This is a genomic window from Alteromonas confluentis, assembly GCF_001757105.1.
In the GTDB taxonomy this organism is placed as follows: Bacteria; Pseudomonadota; Gammaproteobacteria; order Enterobacterales; family Alteromonadaceae; genus Alteromonas; species Alteromonas confluentis.
The window spans coordinates 23,831-45,507 of sequence record NZ_MDHN01000031.1; the positions used below are offsets into that span (position 1 = coordinate 23,831).

A 21,677-nucleotide genomic window follows, 5' to 3' on the forward strand; every position below is an offset into this window, starting at 1 on the left:
GGAAAGAAAAGACATTTTAGTTGCAATCGGTATAATAGCGGGCATGAAAAAGAATAAATCAAATCAGAACTCCACGGGCACCATCGCGCTGAATAAAAAAGCACGTCATGACTATCACTTGCAGGACAAATTCGAAGCAGGTGTATCGTTGCAGGGATGGGAGCTCAAGAGCATTCGTGAAGGTAAAGTGAACATTACCGACGCGTACATCATTATGCAGAATGGTGAAGCCTGGCTGGTAGGTTGCCGGATTACACCGCTTAACCAAGCCTCCACTCATGTTATTTGTGAACCCGAGCGGGCCCGTAAGCTACTGCTGAACAAACGAGAACTCGATCGTTTAATTGGTGGTCGTGAAAGACAGGGCTATTCCATTGTGGCTACTGCCATGTACTGGAAAAAATGTTGGGTAAAACTGGAGATTTACCTCGCCAAAGGTAAACAGGACCACGACAAGCGTGATTCAATCAAAGATCGCGACTGGGAACGCCAGAAACAACGTGTGATGAAACATAGCGTGTAGCCTTTTCGGGCTGCTCGCTGTGCGTTTCTTGCTTTTCTGTACTGGTTTGTTCAACACAATAAGCCCGGTACAACTTCATCATTTTTCGTTTATGGATAACGTCTAAGAACAAGCTCCACAATGCCGTGGGGTTGTGCATGGTAGTAAAATCATTTCCCAGGCGGCGAAGTTGACGTCTTACTTTTGCCATTTTCACCAATGACGCCAGGGTTTTATCCTGCCAATCGCAATGCGGTTTAACGCCGGCGTAATCCGGATTTTGTTGCCATTTCTTTACTAAATCGGGTGTAAATGCCAATGCACTGGCAATACCAACAAAATCGTATCCGGCTTCAAGTACTTGTTCTGCGGTTTTTAGTTGCGTAATACCACCGGTTGTCATCACTGGCACATCAGAATGTTGCGCAATGCGGGCGGCAAACGCCATAAAGTACGCCTCTGGCTTCAAGGCCGATGACATATCTCCCGTTCCCTGCATTGCAGGCGACTCATAGTTGCCGCCAGACAACTCAATGAAATCAACATTTAACTTACTCAATTTGCTAACCACTTCCACCGCGTCATCATCGGAAAACCCGCCACGCTGAAAGTCTGCGCTGTTGAGTTTCACCGACACAATGAAGTCGTTACCGCACAATGCCCTCACCTGACACACAACATTTATGAGGAAACGGGCACGATTTTGCAGCGATCCTCCCCACTCGTCTTCGCGCTGATTGGATAACGGCGAAAGAAACTGACTGAGCAAATACCCGTGAGCGGCATGAATTTGTACGCCATCAAAGCCGGCATCTTTTGCGCGCTTGGCGGCCATGGCAAATTGATGGGTTACCCGATGGATTTGTTCGCAAGACATAGCAACAGGTCGGGCAAATTTTTTGCTGTAGCGGCCAAGTTTTAAGGCTATAGCAGACGGGGCTAAGGCAGTGCGTCCAAACTGAGAAGGCATTTGGCGTCCGGGATGGTTAAGTTGCATGAGCGCCTTTGCGCCGCCTGACTTCATCACCTTTGCCCATTTTTCGAAAGCAATAAGCGACGTATCCGGCTCCATTACCACACCGCCAGGGCCTGTCATCGCAGTCCTGTCTATCATCACATTGCCGGTGATTATCATACCTGGACCGCCGTGCGCCCAATATCGATAAAGAGAATATAAGGCAGAATCCGGCTGGAGATCCCAGCCAGCCATGTTTTCTTCCATGGCTGCTTTAACTATTCGGTTTTTAACAGTCTGCCCACATGGGAGTGTGAAGGGTAACGCCGGACTGAAGTGTGATTGCTGCATGATTCCATATCTGTCGCTTGAGCCACGACACTTTAAAGCAAATTGCATTTAGATTCATGTAAATCGACGTGAATAGTGGCACCGTTATCGTCCGCAATCCTGTACAACTGGTCGATCACGTTCAAATAGTAAACTTTATTAGGTCATTTTTGGAAACAATCTTTATCGATTACTAGACTATTTATCATGCTTGTTCACCCGTAAATTACATCGCCAACTTTCCATTAACGAAATTTGGTATAAAAATGAAAAATCTCATCAAGCCAACGCTCTTATCAATCACCCTTTGCGGTCTCTTTACAAGTTCAAATTTGCAAGCAATAGAACTGTATTCATCCGGTTCTGGCGACAACATCACCAAAGTATCTATCGGTGGCTATGCCAAGGTAGATGTACGTCACGTAAACGGTGATATCGCCTATCAGGATTATTGGGTTGGTAATTTCCCCGGCGGCGAACCAACTGATACATCTACTACCGGCTTTAACGTAAAAGAATCGCGATTGAGCATGACGGTGCAACACGGTGAAGTGACCGGTTACATGGAAATAGATTTCTATGGCGGTGGCGGCAACGAGATTGTTAGCAACTCATCTAACGTTCGACTGCGCCATTTTTACATCAAATATAAAAATTGGATGGCTGGTCAGAATTGGTCAACCTTCATGCCGTTGAAAGCGCTGCCCGAAGCTTTAGACTTTGGCGGACCACACGTAGGCGAAGTATTCTCTCGCGCGGTTCAGGTTCGCTATACCACGGGCAATTGGCAGTTTGCTATTGAAAACCCAGAAACCTGGGGCGACGGTGATATTGGCGCACCGTCAAGCGCGTTGGGCCTAACCGGCGATCAAGCCGATCCCGATGAAGATACCCCGGATTTCGTAGCTCGTTACAACCTGAATAAAGATTGGGGAAGCCTGTCATTTGGCGCTCTGGTTCGTATTATCGATCAGGGTGGCATCGACGAAACCGGTACCGCATTTATAATGTCGGGCGCCATTCCCACATTCGGTAAAGATGATCTGCGGTTCCAGGTATCCTCGGGTGATTTAGGCCGCTATGCCGCCGCAGCTATGGTGAATGATATCGTTCGCGACCCGCGTACCGACGAGATCGTGGTAGAAGAAACCACGGCGTTTACCGTTGCTTACCGCCATTTCTGGAATGAGAGCATGCGTTCAACTGCTTTTTACGGCACCGCAGAAACCGATGTGACTGAACTAAAGCGCGCTCACTGGGGCGTTAACCTGATTGACTCGGTAACGAAGCATCTGGATGTTGGTGTTGAAATTGGTAACTACGCCATCAAAGATGCCGCCATTGAAGACATCGATTCAAACTACCTGCAATTGTCTGCAAAGTTCACTTTCTAAGTGAGTTTCATTAACTGAAATACTCGCGCTTTCGCAGCAATGCGTTGCGAAAGTGCTCTACTAGCAAATTCAGTTTTTTATCTGGTTGCCGACTTTTCGGATACACCGCGTAAATGCCCAACTTTTTACCAATATATTCATGCAGCACACTTTCAACCTGCCCAGAAAGCAGTTCTTCATGAATGAGCGCACGGGGCAAATAGCCAATGCCAAATCCTGCAAGCGCCCCCTGTTTTATAGAATCTAATGTATTCGTCTGAAATCGCCCCTGAACTTGCACCTGATGCTCATTCCCGTCTAAAACAAATGACCAGTTATCCGGGCCCGAACCTTCGTACTTGTATATCAAACAGTGATGCGATGCGAGATCGTCAGGATGTTGCGGGCGGCCGTACGTTTGTAGATAACCGGGACTTGCGCACACGATCCAGTCGGAGTCGATTAACCTGCGGGCAATCAAAGAAGAATCTTCAAGTTGTGCCGTACGAATTGCCAAATCGAAGCCTTCATCGATAATATCGACAAAGCGGTTGGTTATTTTAAGTTCTACCCGTACATTCGGATATTGTTCGCAAAATTCTGTTAACGCGTGATTCAACACCAAATTAGCGCTAACAACGGGCATGGTAATTCGAATTCTACCACGCACATCACTGCCGTAACCGGCAATCACATCCTGAGCATCTTGCAACGCTTCCTGGGCCACTTTGGCTTTTTTGTACAACGCCTGGCCGGCGTCGGTCAAACTCAATTTACGGGTTGTACGGTATAGTAACTGCACGTTTAACGCCTTTTCCAGCCGCGCTATCCGCTTGCTCACTACCGACATGGTAATTTCATGTTTCACTGAAACCCGGGAAAATGAGCCTTCTTCTACAACGTAAACGAACAATAGCATATCGTCGGCTTTGGGCTGAGGCATGGCAGTCTCTATTTATGCAAAAAAGGAAATAATCATAATACGTCTGAATATATATCTCTGTCGAGAGTGAATGTAGAGTCACTTACCTGCTGTTAACCGGTGCTTAACAATAAACCTTAATCATTTACCGAAGCAGCGAAAGTATAAGAACGAAGGAGATAAAGTATGAGCCCTACTGCTCTTGGCTTACTGGCGCTGGCGCCAATTGGCCTTTCAGCATTGCTATTACTCGGCCTGCAATGGTCTGCGCGAAAAGCAATGCCCGTTGTATTGGCGGTTACCGCCGTTTTGGCTTTAACCTGTTGGGATATGTCTGTAAACCGGGTTGTGGCATCGGTACTACAAGGTTTGATTGTTACCGTATCGGTGCTGTGGATCGTTTTCGGTGCCATATTCCTACTTAATACGCTGAAATTTACCGGCGCCATTCAAACCATTCGTCAGGGTTTTGCCTTTGTCTCGCCAGACCGACGCATTCAGGCCATCATCATTGCCTGGTGTTTTGGCACCTTTTTGGAAGGCGCTTCCGGATTCGGCACGCCGGCAGCGATAGCTGCCCCGCTGATGGTTGCCCTGGGTTTTCCCGCTCTCGCGGCCGTCATGATAGGCATGATGATTCAAAGTACGCCGGTGTCTTTCGGTGCTGTCGGTACGCCAATCATTATAGGTGTGAACAATGGTTTAGACAGCACTGCCATCACGCAACAATTAGTGCAAGAAGGCTGGACGTGGGAACAATTCCTGCAATTAATCACCACCAATGTCGCGGTTATCCACGGTATTGTTGGCACCTTTATGCCACTGTTTATGATTATTATGATGACCCGCTTTTTTGGCAAAAACCGTAGTTGGAAAGAAGGTTTCGCCGCAGCCCCCTTCGCCATTTTCGCGGGCCTGGCGTTTACCCTGCCCTATGCGCTAACTGGCATTTATTTAGGCCCTGAATTCCCCTCGTTAATTGGTGGTTTAGTAAGCCTGGCTATTGTGGTTCAAACCGCAAAAGCCGGATTTCTTTTACCTAAAACGCATTGGGATTTTGACGATAAATCCACTTGGCCAGCCGATTGGTCTGGCAAAGTAGAAATAAGCGCCGACGATGTTGCCCGAGACAAACCTATGTCGCAGTTTGTCGCCTGGGTGCCTTACCTGGTTGTGGCAGCCCTGCTTGTGGTGTCTCGGGTATTTCCAGAGGTGAAGTCGGCCTTTGTTAGCATTAGCATTGGTGCAAAGAACATTCTCGGTGAAGCCGGCGTCAATGCGGATTTCAGCCCGCTTTATTTACCAGGTGGTTTATTATTGATCGCCGCGCTGGTTGCAGTCGCGTTACAAGGCAAAAGTGGACAACGAGGCCTTGCCCTTACCAACGCATTAAAAGAGTCGACAAAAACGCTGATTGGCGCCGGTTTCGTATTGATGTTCACCATTCCTATGGTACGCCTATTCATCAATTCCGGCGTAAACCTCTCGGATTTACCCAGTATGCCGATGGCCAGCGCACAATTATTTGCAGACTTACTGGGTAATGCGTTTCCATTGGTCAGCCCGACCATTGGCGCACTCGGTGCATTTATCGCGGGCTCCAATACCGTCTCAAACATGATGTTCAGCCAGTTTCAGTATGAAGTGGCGATGAGCTTAAAATTGTCTCCCGCCATTATTATTGCGTGCCAGGCCGTCGGTGCCGCTGCCGGCAACATGATTGCCATTCATAATGTGGTTGCGGCGAGTGCCACCGTTGGATTACTAGGACAAGAAGGCGCCACACTTCGCAAAACCCTATTGCCAACGTTTTATTATGTACTTGTATCAGGTGTATTAGCACTGTTCGCCCTCTACGTGATGAACTTAACCGGTCCGCTGGCACAATGAACTTATTTGCAACCACATTGGCGAACTCACGCGTTTTTCAATAAGATTCAACCATAGCCTCCGGCACAAGGCCGGAGCACAAGGAGAAGCATTTATGTCTCACCCCGTTGTCGACAAACTGACTCACCTGTTAACTGAAGAATATGTGGCTACCGGCGATCGCCGAACAGAACACTATCGTTCAGGCTGGCGATCTGGTCAGGGAACGGCATTGGCAGTGGTATTTCCTCAATCGCTGGTCGCGTTGTGGAAGGTACTGGAGATCTGCGTCGACCATAATTGCATTATCATTATGCAGGCGGCTAAAACAGGCTTAACAGAAGGCTCAACGCCGAGCGGTAACGATTACGACCGCGACGTGGTTGTTATCAACACCCTTGCCATGGACAAGTTGTTAGTATTGGGCAACGGCGAGCAAGTCATTTCGTTTCCAGGCGCCACCTTGTATAAACTCGAAACGACACTAAAGCCCCTTAATCGCGCGCCTCACTCGGTTATCGGCTCGTCCTGCTTAGGCGCATCTATTGTGGGTGGTGTCGCCAATAACTCGGGGGGTGCACTTATTAAACGAGGGCCGGCATATACCGAGCTTTCGCTATTTGCCCGGGTGAACGAGCACGGCAAACTTGAAATTGTGAATCACCTGGGCGTAGAGCTTGGCGATTCGCCAGAGGAAATGCTTACAAACCTGGAAAACGAAAATTTTCAGCTAGATACTCTTGAACACACCGAGAAAGCCAGTGCCACCGACTATCAGCAACGTGTTCGCGATATTAACGCCGACACACCGAGCCGCTTCAATGCTGATACATCGCGCCTATATGAAGCCAGCGGCTGTGCCGGCAAACTCGCTGTGTTTGCAGTACGTTTAGATACGTATCCGGTATCGGGTAAAGAAAAAACCTTCTACATTGGTACAAATAATCCAGATACCCTAACCACCATTCGACGTGACATTTTGAGCAATTTTCAGAATTTGCCAGAGGTAGGCGAATATCTTCACCGGGACATTTTCGATATTGCCCGTGAGTACGGAAAAGACACCTTTTTGGCTGTTAAACACCTGGGTACCGACAAGCTTCCAAAAATGTTCGCATTAAAGGGCCGTATTGATGCTGTGCTCAATAAGCAGTCCTGGTTACCAAAGTTTCTTACCGATCGGGTAATGCAAGGCATAGCGAAACTGTTTCCGCAGCATTTGCCCGACCGAATGATGGCTTTTCGTAACCAATACGAACATCACTTACTGCTTAAAATGAGTGATGAAGGCATTGCCGAAGCCGAGCAGTACCTCAAGCAGTATTTTGGCGGGAACCCAGAAGCCGGTGATTACTTTACCTGTGATGGCGATGAATCCAGTGCCGCTTTTCTGCACCGCTTTGCAGCCGCCGGGGCTGCGATTCGTTATGAATTACTGCATCAAAAAGACGTGGGTGACATTCTTGCATTAGACATTGCACTGCGCCGTAACGATGTCGATTGGGTGGAAAAGCTGCCGCCGCACATTGCCGATAACATTGAGATGTCGCTCTACTACGGTCATTTTTTCTGCTATGTCTTCCATCAGGATTACATTTTGAAAAAAGGCGCCGACGCCAATAAAGTAAAAGCCGACATGCTTGAACTGCTCGATACTCGCGGTGCTAAATACCCGGCAGAACACAACGTGGGCCACTTGTATAAAGCTGAAGACGGTCTGCAAGATTTTTATCGCAGTCTCGACCCCACTAATACCTTTAACCCCGGTGTGGGCAAAATGAAAAAAACAAAACGCAATTGTGCGTGTTGTTAAGATGCCCTAGCCCACGTTGGCGAACGTCATTCTATAAAGGCTTATCGGCAAGAGATAAGCCTTTTATGTTTGCGCTGCCAGCCACCTAAGGCACAGCCCTGCAGTTCTGCTACAATAGCCATTTTCAGCTATTATCGGACCACGCTTTTATGAGCCAGCAGCAACCCAATAACCCGCTTCACGGCCTAACCCTTGAGAAAATCGTAACAAGTCTTCAAGAACATTACGGCTGGGACGGGCTGCACGACCGCATTCAGGTAAACTGCTTCTACAACGATCCGTCAGTGAAATCCTCGCTTAAATTTTTGCGACGTACGCCATGGGCAAGAGCGAAAGTCGAGGCGTTGTATATCGAAACGTTTTGTGAGTAGCGCCGACTCAATTCGTTTGTCAAAAAAGTGCATCCAAAGTCGCCGATGAATCGTTTGGTTATTGAACGTTTAACTTGATAGTGGAGAGATAAAACGTTAATACTGTGTAAATAATCGACCGAAGCGGGAACTGGGATTTCATGGAGCACGAAACATTGTTTCCACTTTTGTGTGAAACGGCGAACGGGAATAAAACAGCATTTGCGGAACTTTATAACTTAACCAGTGCGCAAATGTACGCAGTGGCGTTAAAAATGCTGAAGCGACCGGAATTGGCTGATGAAGCCATTCAGGATGCATATATAAAAATATGGCACAACGCCGGGCAATATCAGCGTGGTAAGGGCACGGTGTTTACCTGGATGCTTAGCATCGCTCGCTACCGTGCACTGGACTTGATGCGCTATCACAAAGTGCGTAATGAAGTGGACTTGTCGGAAGACACCCACTCCCCCGTTTCTACAGATGAATCCGCCTTATCCGATGCGGAACTGCAAAAGCTCGAAGCCTGTATGGGAGAGCTTGAGCCTTCACAGCGACAGGCGATTCATTTGGCTTATGTTAACGGTTTATCTCATCAAGAAGTAGAGGCGCATATGGCCTCACCTCTCGGCACTATCAAAAGTTGGATCCGCCGCGGATTACAAAGTTTGCAGAGGTGCCTGTCATTATGAACTATCTGAATGAACAACGAAGAAACGCGCTGGCCGCGGAGTATGTGCTTGGCACACTGCGTGGTAAGGCCAGAGCTCGCTATCAGAAATTGATGATGCAGTATCAACTGATTGCTGAAACCACCGCACTATGGGAGCAGTACCTGGGCGGGCTGAATCAACGTGTTCCCCCCGTGAAGCCCCCTCCCCGCGTATGGGAAGCAATTTGTGCGCAAATCGACCCTGCATCGGTAACTGAAAGCGCCAATTCGCCCTCTTCATCAGACGGCACCTCTGACGACAATATTGTTGCCTTTGAACGTAAGCGAAGAAAACAGTCGCGACTGTTCTCTGGTGTAGCCGCTGCTGCCGCACTCATGATGGCCGTATTACTGGTTACGCTAAGTGAACCTGTTGTTGCTCCCATCGAGCGGGTCGCTATTTTTAGCGATACCGACAATCAACCCTTGTGGATTATTGAAATCTCCGGGGATTCGTTAAACGTGAGAGTAACCGACGCCCTTGCGGCGGTATCAGACAAAGACTACCAATTATGGATGGCCCCAGCCGACGGCGGCGCCCCCATATCACTTGGTCTGCTGCCTAAAAACGGGGATATTACCCGCATTCCTCCCGAGATGTTGTTAGACAAAAACGTCACCGTATTAGCTGTCAGTTTGGAACCTTTAGGCGGTTCGCCCAATGGTTCACCAACCGATGTGCTGTATCACACCAATATTTTCTCTGTGTAGCGTTTGTGCTAGTTAGCCACCCGCGTAACGCCTGTTAATCAGGCTTTGCGCGGGTTTTCTCACACCCTCTCATTTACACTGCTAAATTTCTAAAAAATAAAAATTTAAAAATATTTATATTTTTTGCATCCAGTTAGATCTGTCAGTCGTTTGGCTTCATGTACGGACGCAGAAAAGCAGGCGCGTCTTCAAATATGCATGTCACAAATGGAGACAACAATGCTGAATACACAGACGAAAAACGCACCATTTAAATATTCTCTTTTAGCCAGTTTACTCGCCGTTTCACTTGCGGGCTGTAGCGGCAGCGATGGCGATGATGGAATGGACGGTATGGATGGCTCTGACGGTCAGGACGGCACGCCAGCACTTACCACAGGCACTTTTATCCGCGCAAATAACGGCGATGACAATCGCGGCACTGTAGATTGGATCAATCAGGATGGTGAAACACTGAGCAGTTTTGAAACCGGCGCAAACGAAGGTGTTGTGCTGTCGAGTTCAGGCACGCTTTATCAGGCTGGAGACAGCGGCGAGCCCATGCTTGGCGCTTTCTGTCGGATTGCCGGCCGCGAAGATGGCATGATGATGTCATCTATCGATTCTCAAATTATGGGCGCGAATACCGGTCTGACAAATCCAAAAGGGATTGCCCTGGCTGATGACAGCGGCATGATTTATGTGGCCGACTTCAATGCTATGCGTATCGCCGTTTTTGGTAGCGCGGCCGCAGGCGACGTAATGCCCGTGGCAGAAATTATGCTGCCCGCTCAACCGTGGGACGTCGCCGTTGATGAAGCTGCCGACCGCATGTATGTCGCTCTGACCGACGGTACTATCGCAGTGTATGACAATGTAATGGGTTCTGATTTTGCACCATCAGTCATGCGCATTATTGTGCCTTCAGATGCCAATGGCGACCAAATCTCAATAAACAGCCACGGCATAGTGTACGACGCCGATTCCGACCGTTTAGTAGTCTCCGATGTGGGTGATGCAAGCGTTGCCGATGACGGACAGATTTTTGTTATTAACGATGCCTCAACGGCAGATGGCGCGGTAGAGCCTGCACGCACCATCGCAGGCCCTTCTACCATGCTGGGTAACCCCGTTGATATTATCCTTTCTGGCACTACTCTTCGGGTGGCAGAAAAGTCTAATGATGCGATTTTAGTTTATACCGAAATATTTAGCGGCGAGAGTGGCGACATCGCGCCTACACTTTCAACGGCATCAGTAAAACCTGAATCCCTGGTAGAGATGAAAGCGATGCCTGACATGATGGACTTCTCTGATCAGGCACTGGCAGACAGCACCATTGGCGGCATTAGTGTAAGCAGCAACCCGGCCACCGAAGGCGACAGCACCGGTATGATTGCACAGTTCGATGCCCCGCTGGGCAGTCAAACGGCCATGTTTGATACCAGCATGAGTATTGAAAGCGTAGCGTATTCGGTAAACGGCGATGGCTTTGTTACTTATGACGATACCGACACGGCAATGGGCGGATTATTGGTAGTGAACCGTTTAGCTTCCATGCGTGATGACGGCATGTTCAGTTTGTCGCAAGACCGTGAAATCATGGGCGATATGACCGGCCTGGTTGCACCTAAAGGCCTGGATGTAAACAGTGAGCACAATTTAGTGTTTGTCGCCGATTTTAATGAAACAACGCCAGCCGTTCGCGTGTTCTCAGGTTGTGCTGCAGGCAACGTAATGCCACTTATGACCCTAACCGCCTCTGACGGCGCCCGCCCATGGGATGTAGACTACGACGCCGAAACAGACCGCGCCTTCTTAGCCTTAACCAACGGAACCGTGGCGGTATTTGACGAAGTGACACGCAAGCTAATGAGCGGCACCAGCGAAATTGTTGGCGAAGACCGTTTAATCGTACCGGCAATGAACGACACTGCCATCGCGGCCCCCACTAACATACACGGTATTGATTACGATGCCGAAAGTGATGCTCTGGTACTTTCCGATGTGGGCAGTGCCGACAGTGCAACTGACGGTAAACTGTATGTCTTGCCCGATGCGGGTATGGCAGAGGGAATCACCAACATGACGGTGAACATTGCAGGCCCAATGAGTATGCTGGGTAACCCGGTAGACATCATGGTAAGCAACGGTAACGTGTATGTAGCCGAGAAATCCAATGGCATGATCTTGCGCTTTGACGACATCATGAATGCCGCTAGTGGCGATGTAATGCCCGATTACAGCGTAACTTTCACCGCACCAGAATCGGTAGCCGTGCTGCCTGCTTATTTGTGGTAACAACGCCGCAGTAAATCAAAACTCAGACCGGCAAAATGCCGGTCTTTTACCTATCGTAAACTTTTTGAGCAAACAGACGTACAAAAGGTGAAATAATTTGTGGCGTACACTTGAATAAGTTAGACTCCACCCAATATTCAATAACATGTTGTTTCAAGGTTATTGAATAACCTGGAAACAGGCGATCGCCGGGGCTGATTAGGATTCGACAGGATCTAGGAAGCTGGAGGTGCATGCAGAGGAGCGGTTTGCCTCTTAAAAAGCCGCATTTAAATAGTCGCAAACGACGAAAACTACGCACTAGCCGCTTAATAACCGGCATAGGCCCTTCCACCTAAGCTCTGTCTGCTAGCCAGGATTTTGGAAGGTCATATAAGTAGACTAGCGAGGGAAACTCTCCTGAGGTTGAACCGCGAAATAGTATCAGGACAGCTACCAGGAACCCTGTTTGTCGGGGTCTAAAGTAGTTAAATAAAAGACAAACTAAGCATGTAGTACCAAAGGTAGACATTTTCTGGACGCGGGTTCAAATCCCGCCAGCTCCACCAATACCAGAAGCGGTCTAGAACACTCTAGACCGCTCTATCCCCCTAAATACGCTGGCTCCAGCGAGTCTCATCAAAATCATCATGCGTTCTCGAATGGTCTAAATAGGGCTACAGAGTGTCGCGAATCTGTACTTCCATGTCGCCAATCTGTCACTTCGCCCGAAGAATTGACGCGCGGAATAGGTACACGGGAATGCCACCTGTTCCGAAAACGCATCTTCGATAAGATGCCGCCTATCGCCTACAATGTAGCGCACAAATACATCAAGATTAGTGAACAATTCAGCTACGTTGAAGCCAACCGTTTTCTATCCCAATTGGATAAAGAATTGGAAGTGGCTGATCTCAATCTTTCCAAAGATATCGCCGAACTAAAAAACTTTGCCAAACACAAAGCCGCAGAATGTATGCGGGATACCGCGCACATGTCGACTGACGTTGCCTTTCAGTTCTGCATCAGCAAATTCAGCCGCTATGGTTTTACCATCCCCGATGATATGTCGCAGACTGAAGCCCTTTCTCTGCTTCGCTCCGACAAGTTCTGGTTTAAGAAGCTGAAAACACTTGCCACACAAAAGATGGAAGAAGTCCGTCGACAGTTAGATTTAGTGAATCAGGCGAAAAGCACCTATTGCAGTCAAGACAGGCTACGCCAGCACCAATGGGAAAAAGAACAAGCCCATGCGTTTATGGAAAATAAGTGGTTCTGTAGTGCAGATGGTGAATTCATTTCAATGCTGGATGCATACAACGCCAATGTCTCCAACCCGAAGATCAGGCGCGCAGAACTCATGGTCAGGATTAAAGGCACTGAGGAATTTTCAAAATTACAGGGCGATTGCGGCTGGTTCTACACCTTGACTACCCCCTCCAAGTTTCACTCCCACTACAAGTCAGGTAAAGCTAACCCGAAATATCAGAAGCTAACCGTCAAAGATGCCAGTGATTACTTAAATACCCAGTGGCAGAAAGCACGGGCGCAGTTCGACAGAGAAGATATCAATGTGTATGGCCTTCGAGTCGTTGAACCCCACCATGATGGCACACCTCACTGGCACTTAATGCTGTTCATGCCACCGGACAAAGCTTCACGGGTAACTGAAATCTTGCGTCATTATGCAATGGAGCATGACGGTGATGAATCTGGCGCAAAAGAAAGCCGCTTCAAAGCTGAAGAAATCCGCGAGGAAAAAGGTTCAGCACAAGACTATATTGCCAAATACATCTGCAAAAACATCGACGGTGAATATCTCGATACGGACAAGTACGGCAATGATGCAAAAGTTGCCGCATCGAGAATCACGGCTTGGGCTTCACTCTTCAAAATCAGACAATTTCAGTTCTTCGGCCTGCCCTCTGTTTCGCTCTGGCGGCAGCTTCGCAAAGTCGACGGTTCAATTAAAGATTTTGAGTTAGACCAGCTTAGGCAGGCTGCGGATTCATCTGATTGGCTGGCCTACTTACTAATGATGGGCGGCACCAATAAGCGCAAGGTAGAACGCCCCTTCGCTCTCGAATATGAAAAGCAGGTGAAAGCCATGTTTGAAGATATTTCTCCCGACCTGCTTTCAAAACATGCTTATAACAGCAAACCCAAAACCATCCTTTCTATATCGGCCAGACACCCGCTAGCGGATAAAGGCTGGTTGCTTTTATCGTCACCCGCAGAACAAGTCGGCAACGCGCCCGTCCCACGGGACGGACGCGAGGTCGACGCAGGCTCTGGGGGTCACCGAAAGCGATTGGGAGGGGACCCGCCTTGGCGGGGAGGGTTCCCAATAGCTGTAGGTAATCTTGGACTTGTGTAAATAACTGTACTGAACATCTAATAAAGAGAAAAACAATGAACGAACCACTTAGCATTCCATGTAACTGCGGCAGCGGATTACCTCTCAAAGATTGCTGTTTATTCACAAATCGCAGACCTGAACCAAATGACGTTCTCGGAGAACCGGACTATACCGGTGTGACCATTTATTACGGGTTCAAAAGGAAGTACCTCAAAGCATCCCCTTTTAATCTGGATTTTGACCGGCAGTCTTGTTGTCAGGTTCTACAAGCGAATATGTATCTGGCAAACCTTCATAACCAGATGTTGCAGTTCAGAATGTTGAAGCCTGGCGATTGGTTTGTGATGGGGCGGCAATATGGTCAGATGAAATTCAGTTTCAAATATTCATCCGCTGAAGATGCCATGTCAGTAGCAAAAGAGAAGTTTGCTGCTGAGCGCTTCTTACAACCTCCTGAATTTATCTAATCAACGGCTCTTTAAAAACTGGTAGCAAAGGGCTTCCTTAACCTCTGAGGAAGCGTCCTTTTTTCACTACATGGTCAAACGTGTATACATGTTCACTGGGTGCTATTGCACACTTGCCAACATATCTACCGTGAAACTCCCTGCTCTTTTCGATGATAATTTTATCACCGCAAAGGGGGCATTTTGCTTCATAAGTTACAGCAAGTATTTTCAGGTTCTGCTTTTCATTAACGGTATCCCTTGCAAGCGTAAAAAGGCTGTTAGCTTGTTTCAGCGGCACCATGAATGAAGGGATTTGTGTTAAACCTTTAGTGCTGAGTTCGCTTAACCGCATCATCAGATAACCAGCTATAGCAGCAATGCTAAAAGTAATTATCGCCATAGCAGTCGAAACTGAACCGGAAAAAACTTTCGAAAGCGAGTACACGCCCATCCAGCTCAAAAGTACACCGATTGCCACAACACAGAAGACTCGCCAGACAGTGACCTTAATTTCCATGAGCGGTTTAACCCACCAATAAGGTTTAGGCAGCTTCGTTGCCACATACTCTATCGAATTATTACTTTGTTCATTCGTCGACTCGTCTACTTGTCGACATGTTATCAAGTAGAATTGTGTACGCTTTCCCCCTGTCGATGCATCGACTGTGAGGAATAATGGCTGACAGTTTTCGGACACCAAAAAATTATTAAGTTCTGAGTTAGCAGATAGCTTGTCGTTTGAAATATCGTCCAGATATTTCCTGACCGTTCTGGATGCCTTATCGGTATCGCCCTCCCCCCAGACAGCGGCATAAATATCAGCGTAATAGAAGTAAATATCCCTCACCGATACTTCATCATTGATGAGTTCAAGAGACTTGATGACTATCGCATGAAGCACCTCCTCGGCTTTTCCCTGCTGGTTTAGCTTCTCATTCAAAAACTTATCAGCTAATTGCAGAGATTCTTTAAGTTCTTGAATATCCTGACTAATCACTTCCTTTGCTACCCGTAACATACCCGTATTGTGCCTGTTGTAGCAGACCTTTTCAGACCATGCTAGCCCCGTCTTAATACGGAGGTACACAAATGAACACAATGGTGACTACTGAAAAGCTTTCTGAACTAACTGGCTACACGAAAGGCGCGATCCACATGAAGGTCAAGAAAGGCGTGTGGACACGAAACGAACATTATTTCAAAGCACCAGACGGCAAATTGATATTCGTTGTCGAGATGGTTTACCAATGGTTTAAGGAGAACAGCAAGTGAGTGTTAAAGCAGTTAAAGGCGGCTACGTTATAGATTTTACTCTGGGGCATCAGCGCTACAGGGAAACCATCCCTGCCCCGCAAAACAAAGCCGCATTGAAACGAATAGAAGAACAGGAAGCCGTTTATAAATTTGCAATCAGTATGAACGACAAATCTATTGCTGACCGTTTCCCGAGCAGCAAAATCATTCAGAAGGCTTTCGACTCTGGATGCAATTATACAATTGACGATTACTCAAGCATTTGGTTCAAGCAGAAGCAGCGCAACTGGTCGCATACCACTATTCGTGGCTATTCGCAGAAGTACAATACTTATATCAAGCCTAATTGGGGACATTTGTTGCTCACCGAGTTCAAGGCAAGTATGTTTGATGAGTGGGCATCTGAAAGTTTGCTGTCAGGTAAGTCAATAAATGAAACAAGAAATGTCTTACAACAAATTTATAACCGTGCAGTTCTTGATGAAGTATTAGAGAAAAATCCTGCATCATTAATCGAGAGATATAAACAGATACAAAAAGAACCTAAACCATTTACTCAAACAGAAATAGCTAGAATATTAAATGAACTCACTACTCCATACCGTGAATTTTTTCAGTTTGCCTTTTTCACAGGTCTAAGAACTGGCGAACTTTTAGGCCTAAGATGGGAGGATATAGATCTAATCCGTGGCGTAGCGCACATAAGAGTAAATCTAACCGGAGGGATTGAGAAGCCCCCCAAAACTAAGGGTAGCATCAGAACAATAGAACTTGACCCAAGAGCAATTGTCGCATTAACAAACATCAGAGAGACAATATATTCCGGCCTAGAAAGAGTATTCATTGACCCAAGAACCATGAAAGGTTACAAATACGCTGACGGGTTACGAAAGTACATCTGGAAACCCACTTTAGAAAAATTAAATATTTCATATAGATATCCTTACCAATGTCGACATACTTATGCATCAATGATGCTGTCTTCTGGTAAAAATCCAATGTGGGTCGCAAATCAAATGGGCCATTCAGATTGGGGAATGATTAGAAGAATATATGGTCGATGGATATCTGTCTAAGTACTTCATTAGAAATTAGAACGGAATCGAAATGAAAAGAAAAAAAATGTCTTATGGTGCTATAAACATTACTACCCATCCTCACTCTCCGCGCACCTACGTAGATCTTTTTGAAGCAGCTTATTCGATGAAAAAGCCCATTAAAGTTTATGGTGACACCCATATTTTGATGACTTCATGCGCTCCAGAAAAACTTGGAAAAGAAAAATTTTTACTTGGGGAGATATATAAATTCACACAAATTGATATGGATTCAAATTGGTTTAATCTAGACACTAACACCTATGCTTCTGACGATGAAGTAGGTCAGGTTAAAATACCTGATAATTTATTTCCAAACTCCCAGAAATTTACTTTTGTATTTTATCCTGAACAACATCTTATTTTTTACGAATCATATGTCAGCGGCCACAGACTAGCCCCATCACTTGCAGTAAATTTTTTCAAATACCTTTTTGCTTCAGAAAAGCTCGTAGAAAAATTTGGTGATGTAGATGTGGTACATGTTCCTTCTGCCGATGTCTATAACGAGATGATGAGATTACCTATTAAAACCGTCATTGAGATGGATATTAGAAAGCCTAATCCTGACACATTTGCTAAGACTGCAAATAAGGTCAAGCAACGAATGCAAAATATCAACGCAGCATCGATGCAACAAACATATAAGGCTGAGAAAGGCGAAAGTTTAGAGGTAGATGAGGAAATTACTCTTTTTTCGAGGCTTGCTGCTAAAACGGGTGAACTCTTTATTAAAGGAAGAGATGCACTTAATAAGGTAGTGACATATTCAACGAAAAAACATCCAATGATCATTGATTCAACGTATGATGTAGATCATTCTAATAGTAGCCGTACCCTTGTAGAAAAGTCGATTCAAACTAAAGAGAGTATTGCTCAAACATTTGACAATTAAGATTGATTAAATGACTACTTCTGATGATTCACGTAACGCTCTGGTTCTCTATTGGCGAAACTATGGCGGGATTAGAGCTCTATTGGCAAGTCCGTTTTTCTGGACTGCTTGGGTACTAACCTTTTTAATGTTTCCCTCATGGACCAAAGCTGGTTGGTGGGACGATGTTACTTCGATTATGCCAAACTTGCTGGGGTTTTCCTTGGGCGGTTATGCAATGTTTCTTGCCTTTGGAGACAAGAAGTTTCAAGAAATATTAGCTCACAAAGAGAATGGCGAGACATCAGCACTGATGGATGTAAATTGTGCTTTTGTCCATTTCATACTTTTGCAGATTATGTCTATTGTCATTGCTTTAATCGCCAAAGCTTATGATTTCAAGCTGGACCCAACGAGCGAGATTTACTTGACTTTCGGTGAACTCATTTTGTTCATGACGCCAATATTTTATTGCATTAGCTATTTTGTTTTTACTTATGCAATATTAGCAACAATGGCAGCTACTTTTGCAATTTTCCATTCAGTTTGTTGGTATGAAGTTCACATAAACCTGAACAGTGATGAAGACATAAATAGCGACAAATAGAATATAAGTCATTGAAAAACGGTATATTATGAATAGTTCAAATCCCGCCAGCTCCACCAATTCATAGTTTAAAGACGTCCAAGGGCGTCTTTTTCTTTATCTGCAGAACAGTAAAATCAATAACTTAGCGTATTTTAACGTTCATTAGCTTCCCGTGGCTTCTTTGATTTATAGGTACACGATTGGGTACACTGCAAAAACTGAATTAATTTGGTGTACCCAACATGGCAAAAGTAACGACACGGCTTACCGATAAAGAAATCAAATCAGCGAAGCCAAGTGATAAAGAATATAACCTGTTTGATGGTGACGGGCTGCGGTTACGTATTAAACCGAATGGTTCAAAGCATTGGATTTTTAACTACTATCGCCCCACTAGCCGTAAGCGAGCCAACTTAAGTTTGGGCAAGTACCCTGACCTATCGCTAGCCAATGCTCGGAAGATGACACTTGAAGCCAACGAGCTACTAGCCCAATCCATAGATCCTCAAGATGACCGCAAGCGACAGCAAGAAGAACATAAATCAGTCCACCAGCACACCTTCATCAACGTTTCAAAAGAATGGTTTGAAATAAAAAGGGACGAAGTTACACCAGATTATGCCGTTGATATTTGGCGCTCTCTGGAACTGCACATCTTCCCCTCTATTTCTGGAGTCCCAATAAGTTCTATCACTGCACCGCAGATTATTGAATTATTGAAGCCAATTGAAGCGAAAGGCAGCTTGGAGACCGTGAAACGTCTGTCTCAACGCCTTAACGAGATTATGAACTTCGCTACCAATTGTGGTTTGGTTCAGGCCAACCCATTAATTGGAATCAAAGCAGCATTTAAAAAACCCCAGTATAGAACGTCAACTATCTTGACCGGTCTGGCGTCAATTAACTTGACCGGTTGTCGCTGAGTTATTCTTCCTGTTTTATTGCTGCTTTTCTGCGGTAGCTTTCTCCCTCTAATTGAATGATGTGTGAGTGATGCACGAGCCTGTCGATGGCTGCGACTGTCATGGTGGTATCAGTAAACAGTGCATCCCAGTCTTCGAACGATTGATTGGAGGTGATGATGAGGCTGAACCTTTCATACCGGTGAGCAATGAGTTCGAACAGCACACTGGTTTCTTGCTCTGTCTTTTTCACGTAGCCGATATCGTCAATGATAAGCACCTGGTATTTATCCAGTTTGTTCAGTGCGTCCTGGAGTTTGAGGTGCTGTTTTGCCTCCTGCAGATGTTGCACTAACGCGGTGGCCGCATAGAACTTTACGCGGGTTCCGGCTTCTATCAGGCTGTAGCCCAATGCACTGGCCAGATGGGTTTTACCGACACCGCTTGCGCCGAACAGCAGCAGATTGGTGGCGTGTTTTACCCACTCATGGTTATCCGCCAGTTCATGGAGGCGGGCTTTGGTGAGACCTTCAATGACATTAAAATCGAACCCACCAACATGCTTGCCTGATGGCAGATTGGATTCTTTCAGATAACGTAATTGACGCTTGTCTGTCCGGCTCGACAACTCCATGTGGCACAACTCACTTAAGTAGTGCTCTGGCCGCCATTGTTCATGCAATGCCTTTTCAGCCAGGCTCTCCCAGTGGAGCCTGAACTCACTCAGTCGCAGGCTCTTGAGCATGAGTGGCAGGGATGCTGTATTAGTCATGTCTGCCTCCCTCCCTGTAATAACAGGCTATACAGCTTTAACGGGTGTTGCCCCACCTGAAGCTGGGGGATGTGGCGAGGTTGCTGTTGGAAGCGTTCCTGACAGTCGAACAAGCTGGGTAACCGGCCGCTATTCAGTTGCTGCATAATGAAGCGACCCAGCCTGACTTCATTATCCCCCTTGCTCGCGAGGTGAAGTACTCTGACGATATAGCGACAGGCATCATCAGCCTTCATATTGCCATTAGCGTACTGCCAGATACTCCGGTAATCCTCATTAGGTAATAACTCATCCCGCCACTGTGAACACCGGAAGGCCTGAGGCTTTTTTACTAACGCATCAATAACGTGTTTGTAATTGACGCTGCGTTTACGCGCGGTGCCCGTGGTATATACCCGCTCTAAGGTGTAGGTCAGCTCATGACCGAGATATAGAGCTAAGCGGTCATCATACACTTGCACCCGCAGGCGACTGCCTACCAGACGCGAAGGCACGGTATAAGTGACGCGTTTAATGCTGATGGTACTGGTGCGCGAGACGCGCACATATTCGGTTGAGTAATTGACGCTGCCCGCCGGCGGCAGTGGCTGTAATTGTCGCTGCTCTTTAATAAATGCCGTATTAATGCGTTTGTTTCGTCTCGCCACTAATTGCCGGATAAAGTCTTCATAATCGTCGCGACAATTAAAGTCATACGAGCCACGAATGCGCAGCGCCTGCTCAAGCTGCGCTTTAATATGGCGATTACTGGACTCGATGACGCCATTTTCATGCGCGACACCGGTGTTATTGCGTGTGCCGGTAAAACCATAATGTGCCATCAGTGAAGCATACCGTTCTGTAAATTTACCGGCATCATCATGATTCCGGTACGCTGCACTCAAGCTGTCGGTGCGGACTTCCTTGGGGACGCCGCCACTGGCTCTGAAGGCATTCTGTAACCCATCAGAGAAGGCAGCGAAGCTCTCACCACCATAAATTACATGACTGTAGTGCCAGCCACTGGCGGCCAGGCGATAGTTGAACAACATGTGCTTACACGGCTCATGCCCGATAGTGACCGGAGACTTAACATGCGTGAAGTCGCAAATACCCAATAAACCTGACTCGTGGTGCTGTAAGAACATTACGTCCTGAGCACCACCGTGTAATTGTCGCCACTTCTTAATTCTGCGCTCAAGTGTACGTCGCGCTGAGGTAGGAAACTGATCGCTATGCGAATCACACAAATAATCAAATACGCCCACTGGCGTAATTAGCTTATCTTGCTTCAGAAGGGGGATAACAATACTCTCCCAGACTGCCTCAAGGGGATCGGGCCGGGTGCGCCAATGACGGTGGGCTTTTTTAGGTTGGTGACGGCCGTTCTCTATGCGTCTGGCGGAACTGACAGAAATGTTCGCTTTGCTGGCGGCAACTTCCTGCGTGAAATCCTTTCGAAACTTCATATATAACCTGACTTGTTTTTCTGTGATGTGAGTTCCCGACACGCCATTCTCCTCGAATTGTCGTGTCGAACCTTAACAGAACAACCGGTCAAGATAGTTGTCGCTCAACCGTTCAAGTTAATTGTCGCTCTATA

At 46.8% G+C, this 21,677-nt stretch carries 20 protein-coding genes and 1 other RNA gene; 16 read left to right on the forward strand and 5 right to left on the reverse strand.

Annotated elements, in window-relative coordinates:
• Positions 1–43 precede the first annotated feature (43 nt).
• Complete coding sequence (gene smpB / locus BFC18_RS13885) at positions 44–523, forward strand: SsrA-binding protein SmpB (RefSeq protein ID WP_070126187.1); 480 nt, start codon at positions 44–46, stop codon at positions 521–523.
• Here the strand turns inward: smpB and BFC18_RS13890 are convergent.
• The gene (locus BFC18_RS13890) at positions 468–1,808 is read right to left on the reverse strand and encodes an NADH:flavin oxidoreductase/NADH oxidase family protein (RefSeq protein ID WP_083273101.1); all 1,341 of its coding nucleotides are present in this window, start codon (positions 1,806–1,808) and stop codon (positions 468–470) included. The two genes, smpB and BFC18_RS13890, sit on opposite strands and share 56 nt — an antisense overlap.
• Before the next feature lie 311 nt (positions 1,809–2,119).
• Between BFC18_RS13890 and BFC18_RS13895 the strand changes: the two genes are divergently transcribed.
• A complete protein-coding gene (locus BFC18_RS13895) occupies positions 2,120–3,181 on the forward strand; it encodes a DcaP family trimeric outer membrane transporter (protein ID WP_245680392.1) in 1,062 nt (353 codons plus the stop codon).
• 10 nt (positions 3,182–3,191) lie between these two features.
• Here BFC18_RS13895 and BFC18_RS13900 read toward each other — a convergent pair whose 3' ends face one another.
• On the reverse strand, positions 3,192–4,103 hold the full coding sequence (locus BFC18_RS13900) for a LysR family transcriptional regulator (protein WP_070126172.1): 912 nt from the start codon (positions 4,101–4,103) through the stop codon (positions 3,192–3,194).
• A gap of 165 nt (positions 4,104–4,268) precedes the next feature.
• On the opposite strand from BFC18_RS13900, the gene BFC18_RS13905 reads away from it, so the two are divergent.
• The 9 genes from BFC18_RS13905 (at position 4,269) to BFC18_RS13945 (ending at position 14,625) form a co-directional block, all read left to right on the forward strand.
• Positions 4,269–5,972, forward strand: coding sequence for an L-lactate permease (locus BFC18_RS13905; RefSeq protein WP_070126173.1), 1,704 nt, complete (start codon positions 4,269–4,271; stop codon positions 5,970–5,972).
• A gap of 94 nt (positions 5,973–6,066) precedes the next feature.
• The gene (gene dld, locus BFC18_RS13910) at positions 6,067–7,764 is read left to right on the forward strand and encodes a D-lactate dehydrogenase (RefSeq protein ID WP_070126174.1); all 1,698 of its coding nucleotides are present in this window, start codon (positions 6,067–6,069) and stop codon (positions 7,762–7,764) included.
• A 149-nt stretch (positions 7,765–7,913) separates the two neighbouring features.
• Complete coding sequence (locus BFC18_RS13915; protein WP_070126175.1) at positions 7,914–8,135, forward strand: VF530 family protein; 222 nt, start codon at positions 7,914–7,916, stop codon at positions 8,133–8,135.
• A 140-nt stretch (positions 8,136–8,275) separates the two neighbouring features.
• Positions 8,276–8,809 carry an RNA polymerase sigma factor gene (locus BFC18_RS13920; protein ID WP_070126176.1) on the forward strand — a complete coding sequence of 178 codons (534 nt, stop codon included), beginning with the start codon at positions 8,276–8,278 and terminating at the stop codon, positions 8,807–8,809.
• Positions 8,806–9,540 (forward strand): anti-sigma factor, encoded by a 735-nt coding sequence (locus BFC18_RS13925; RefSeq protein WP_070126177.1) that lies wholly within the window; start codon positions 8,806–8,808, stop codon positions 9,538–9,540. Before BFC18_RS13920 ends, BFC18_RS13925 begins: the two co-directional genes overlap by 4 nt.
• A 219-nt stretch (positions 9,541–9,759) precedes the next feature.
• On the forward strand, positions 9,760–11,820 hold the full coding sequence (locus BFC18_RS13930; RefSeq protein ID WP_070126178.1) for a YncE family protein: 2,061 nt from the start codon (positions 9,760–9,762) through the stop codon (positions 11,818–11,820).
• Between the two features lie 190 nt (positions 11,821–12,010).
• Positions 12,011–12,368, forward strand: a transfer-messenger RNA (tmRNA) gene (gene ssrA, locus BFC18_RS13935).
• Between the two features lie 167 nt (positions 12,369–12,535).
• Positions 12,536–14,176: a replication endonuclease gene (locus tag BFC18_RS13940; RefSeq protein ID WP_139139021.1), complete on the forward strand. Its 1,641-nt coding sequence runs from the start codon at positions 12,536–12,538 to the stop codon at positions 14,174–14,176.
• A 35-nt stretch (positions 14,177–14,211) separates the two neighbouring features.
• Positions 14,212–14,625 carry an SEC-C metal-binding domain-containing protein gene (locus BFC18_RS13945; protein ID WP_070126180.1) on the forward strand — a complete coding sequence of 138 codons (414 nt, stop codon included), beginning with the start codon at positions 14,212–14,214 and terminating at the stop codon, positions 14,623–14,625.
• A 37-nt stretch (positions 14,626–14,662) separates the two neighbouring features.
• Here the strand turns inward: BFC18_RS13945 and BFC18_RS13950 are convergent, their stop codons facing one another.
• Positions 14,663–15,625: a hypothetical protein gene (locus BFC18_RS13950; RefSeq protein WP_070126181.1), complete on the reverse strand. Its 963-nt coding sequence runs from the start codon at positions 15,623–15,625 to the stop codon at positions 14,663–14,665.
• Positions 15,626–15,696: 71 nt separating this feature from the next.
• On the opposite strand from BFC18_RS13950, the gene BFC18_RS13955 reads away from it, so the two are divergent.
• The 5 genes from BFC18_RS13955 to BFC18_RS13975 all read left to right on the forward strand — a co-directional run bounded on the left by BFC18_RS13955 (position 15,697) and on the right by BFC18_RS13975 (position 19,344).
• Positions 15,697–15,879, forward strand: coding sequence for an excisionase (locus tag BFC18_RS13955; RefSeq protein ID WP_070126182.1), 183 nt, complete (start codon positions 15,697–15,699; stop codon positions 15,877–15,879).
• Entirely contained in the window at positions 15,876–16,937 is a 1,062-nt protein-coding gene (locus BFC18_RS13960) for a site-specific integrase (RefSeq protein ID WP_083273102.1), read from the forward strand. The genes BFC18_RS13955 and BFC18_RS13960 overlap by 4 nt, the downstream gene beginning before the upstream one ends.
• A 31-nt stretch (positions 16,938–16,968) precedes the next feature.
• The gene (locus BFC18_RS13965; RefSeq protein ID WP_070126183.1) at positions 16,969–17,853 is read left to right on the forward strand and encodes a DUF4747 family protein; all 885 of its coding nucleotides are present in this window, start codon (positions 16,969–16,971) and stop codon (positions 17,851–17,853) included.
• A 10-nt stretch (positions 17,854–17,863) separates the two neighbouring features.
• Positions 17,864–18,439 carry a hypothetical protein gene (locus BFC18_RS13970; RefSeq protein ID WP_070126184.1) on the forward strand — a complete coding sequence of 192 codons (576 nt, stop codon included), beginning with the start codon at positions 17,864–17,866 and terminating at the stop codon, positions 18,437–18,439.
• Positions 18,440–18,663: 224 nt separating this feature from the next.
• Positions 18,664–19,344 carry an integrase arm-type DNA-binding domain-containing protein gene (locus tag BFC18_RS13975; RefSeq protein WP_211481034.1) on the forward strand — a complete coding sequence of 227 codons (681 nt, stop codon included), beginning with the start codon at positions 18,664–18,666 and terminating at the stop codon, positions 19,342–19,344.
• A 1-nt stretch (position 19,345) separates the two neighbouring features.
• Here the strand turns inward: BFC18_RS13975 and istB are convergent, their stop codons facing one another.
• Both istB and istA read right to left on the reverse strand, forming a co-directional pair.
• Positions 19,346–20,095 (reverse strand): IS21-like element helper ATPase IstB, encoded by a 750-nt coding sequence (gene istB / locus BFC18_RS13980; protein WP_070125210.1) that lies wholly within the window; start codon positions 20,093–20,095, stop codon positions 19,346–19,348.
• Positions 20,092–21,585: an IS21 family transposase gene (gene istA, locus BFC18_RS13985; protein WP_070125211.1), complete on the reverse strand. Its 1,494-nt coding sequence runs from the start codon at positions 21,583–21,585 to the stop codon at positions 20,092–20,094. Before istA ends, istB begins: the two co-directional genes overlap by 4 nt.
• Positions 21,586–21,677 lie beyond the last annotated feature (92 nt).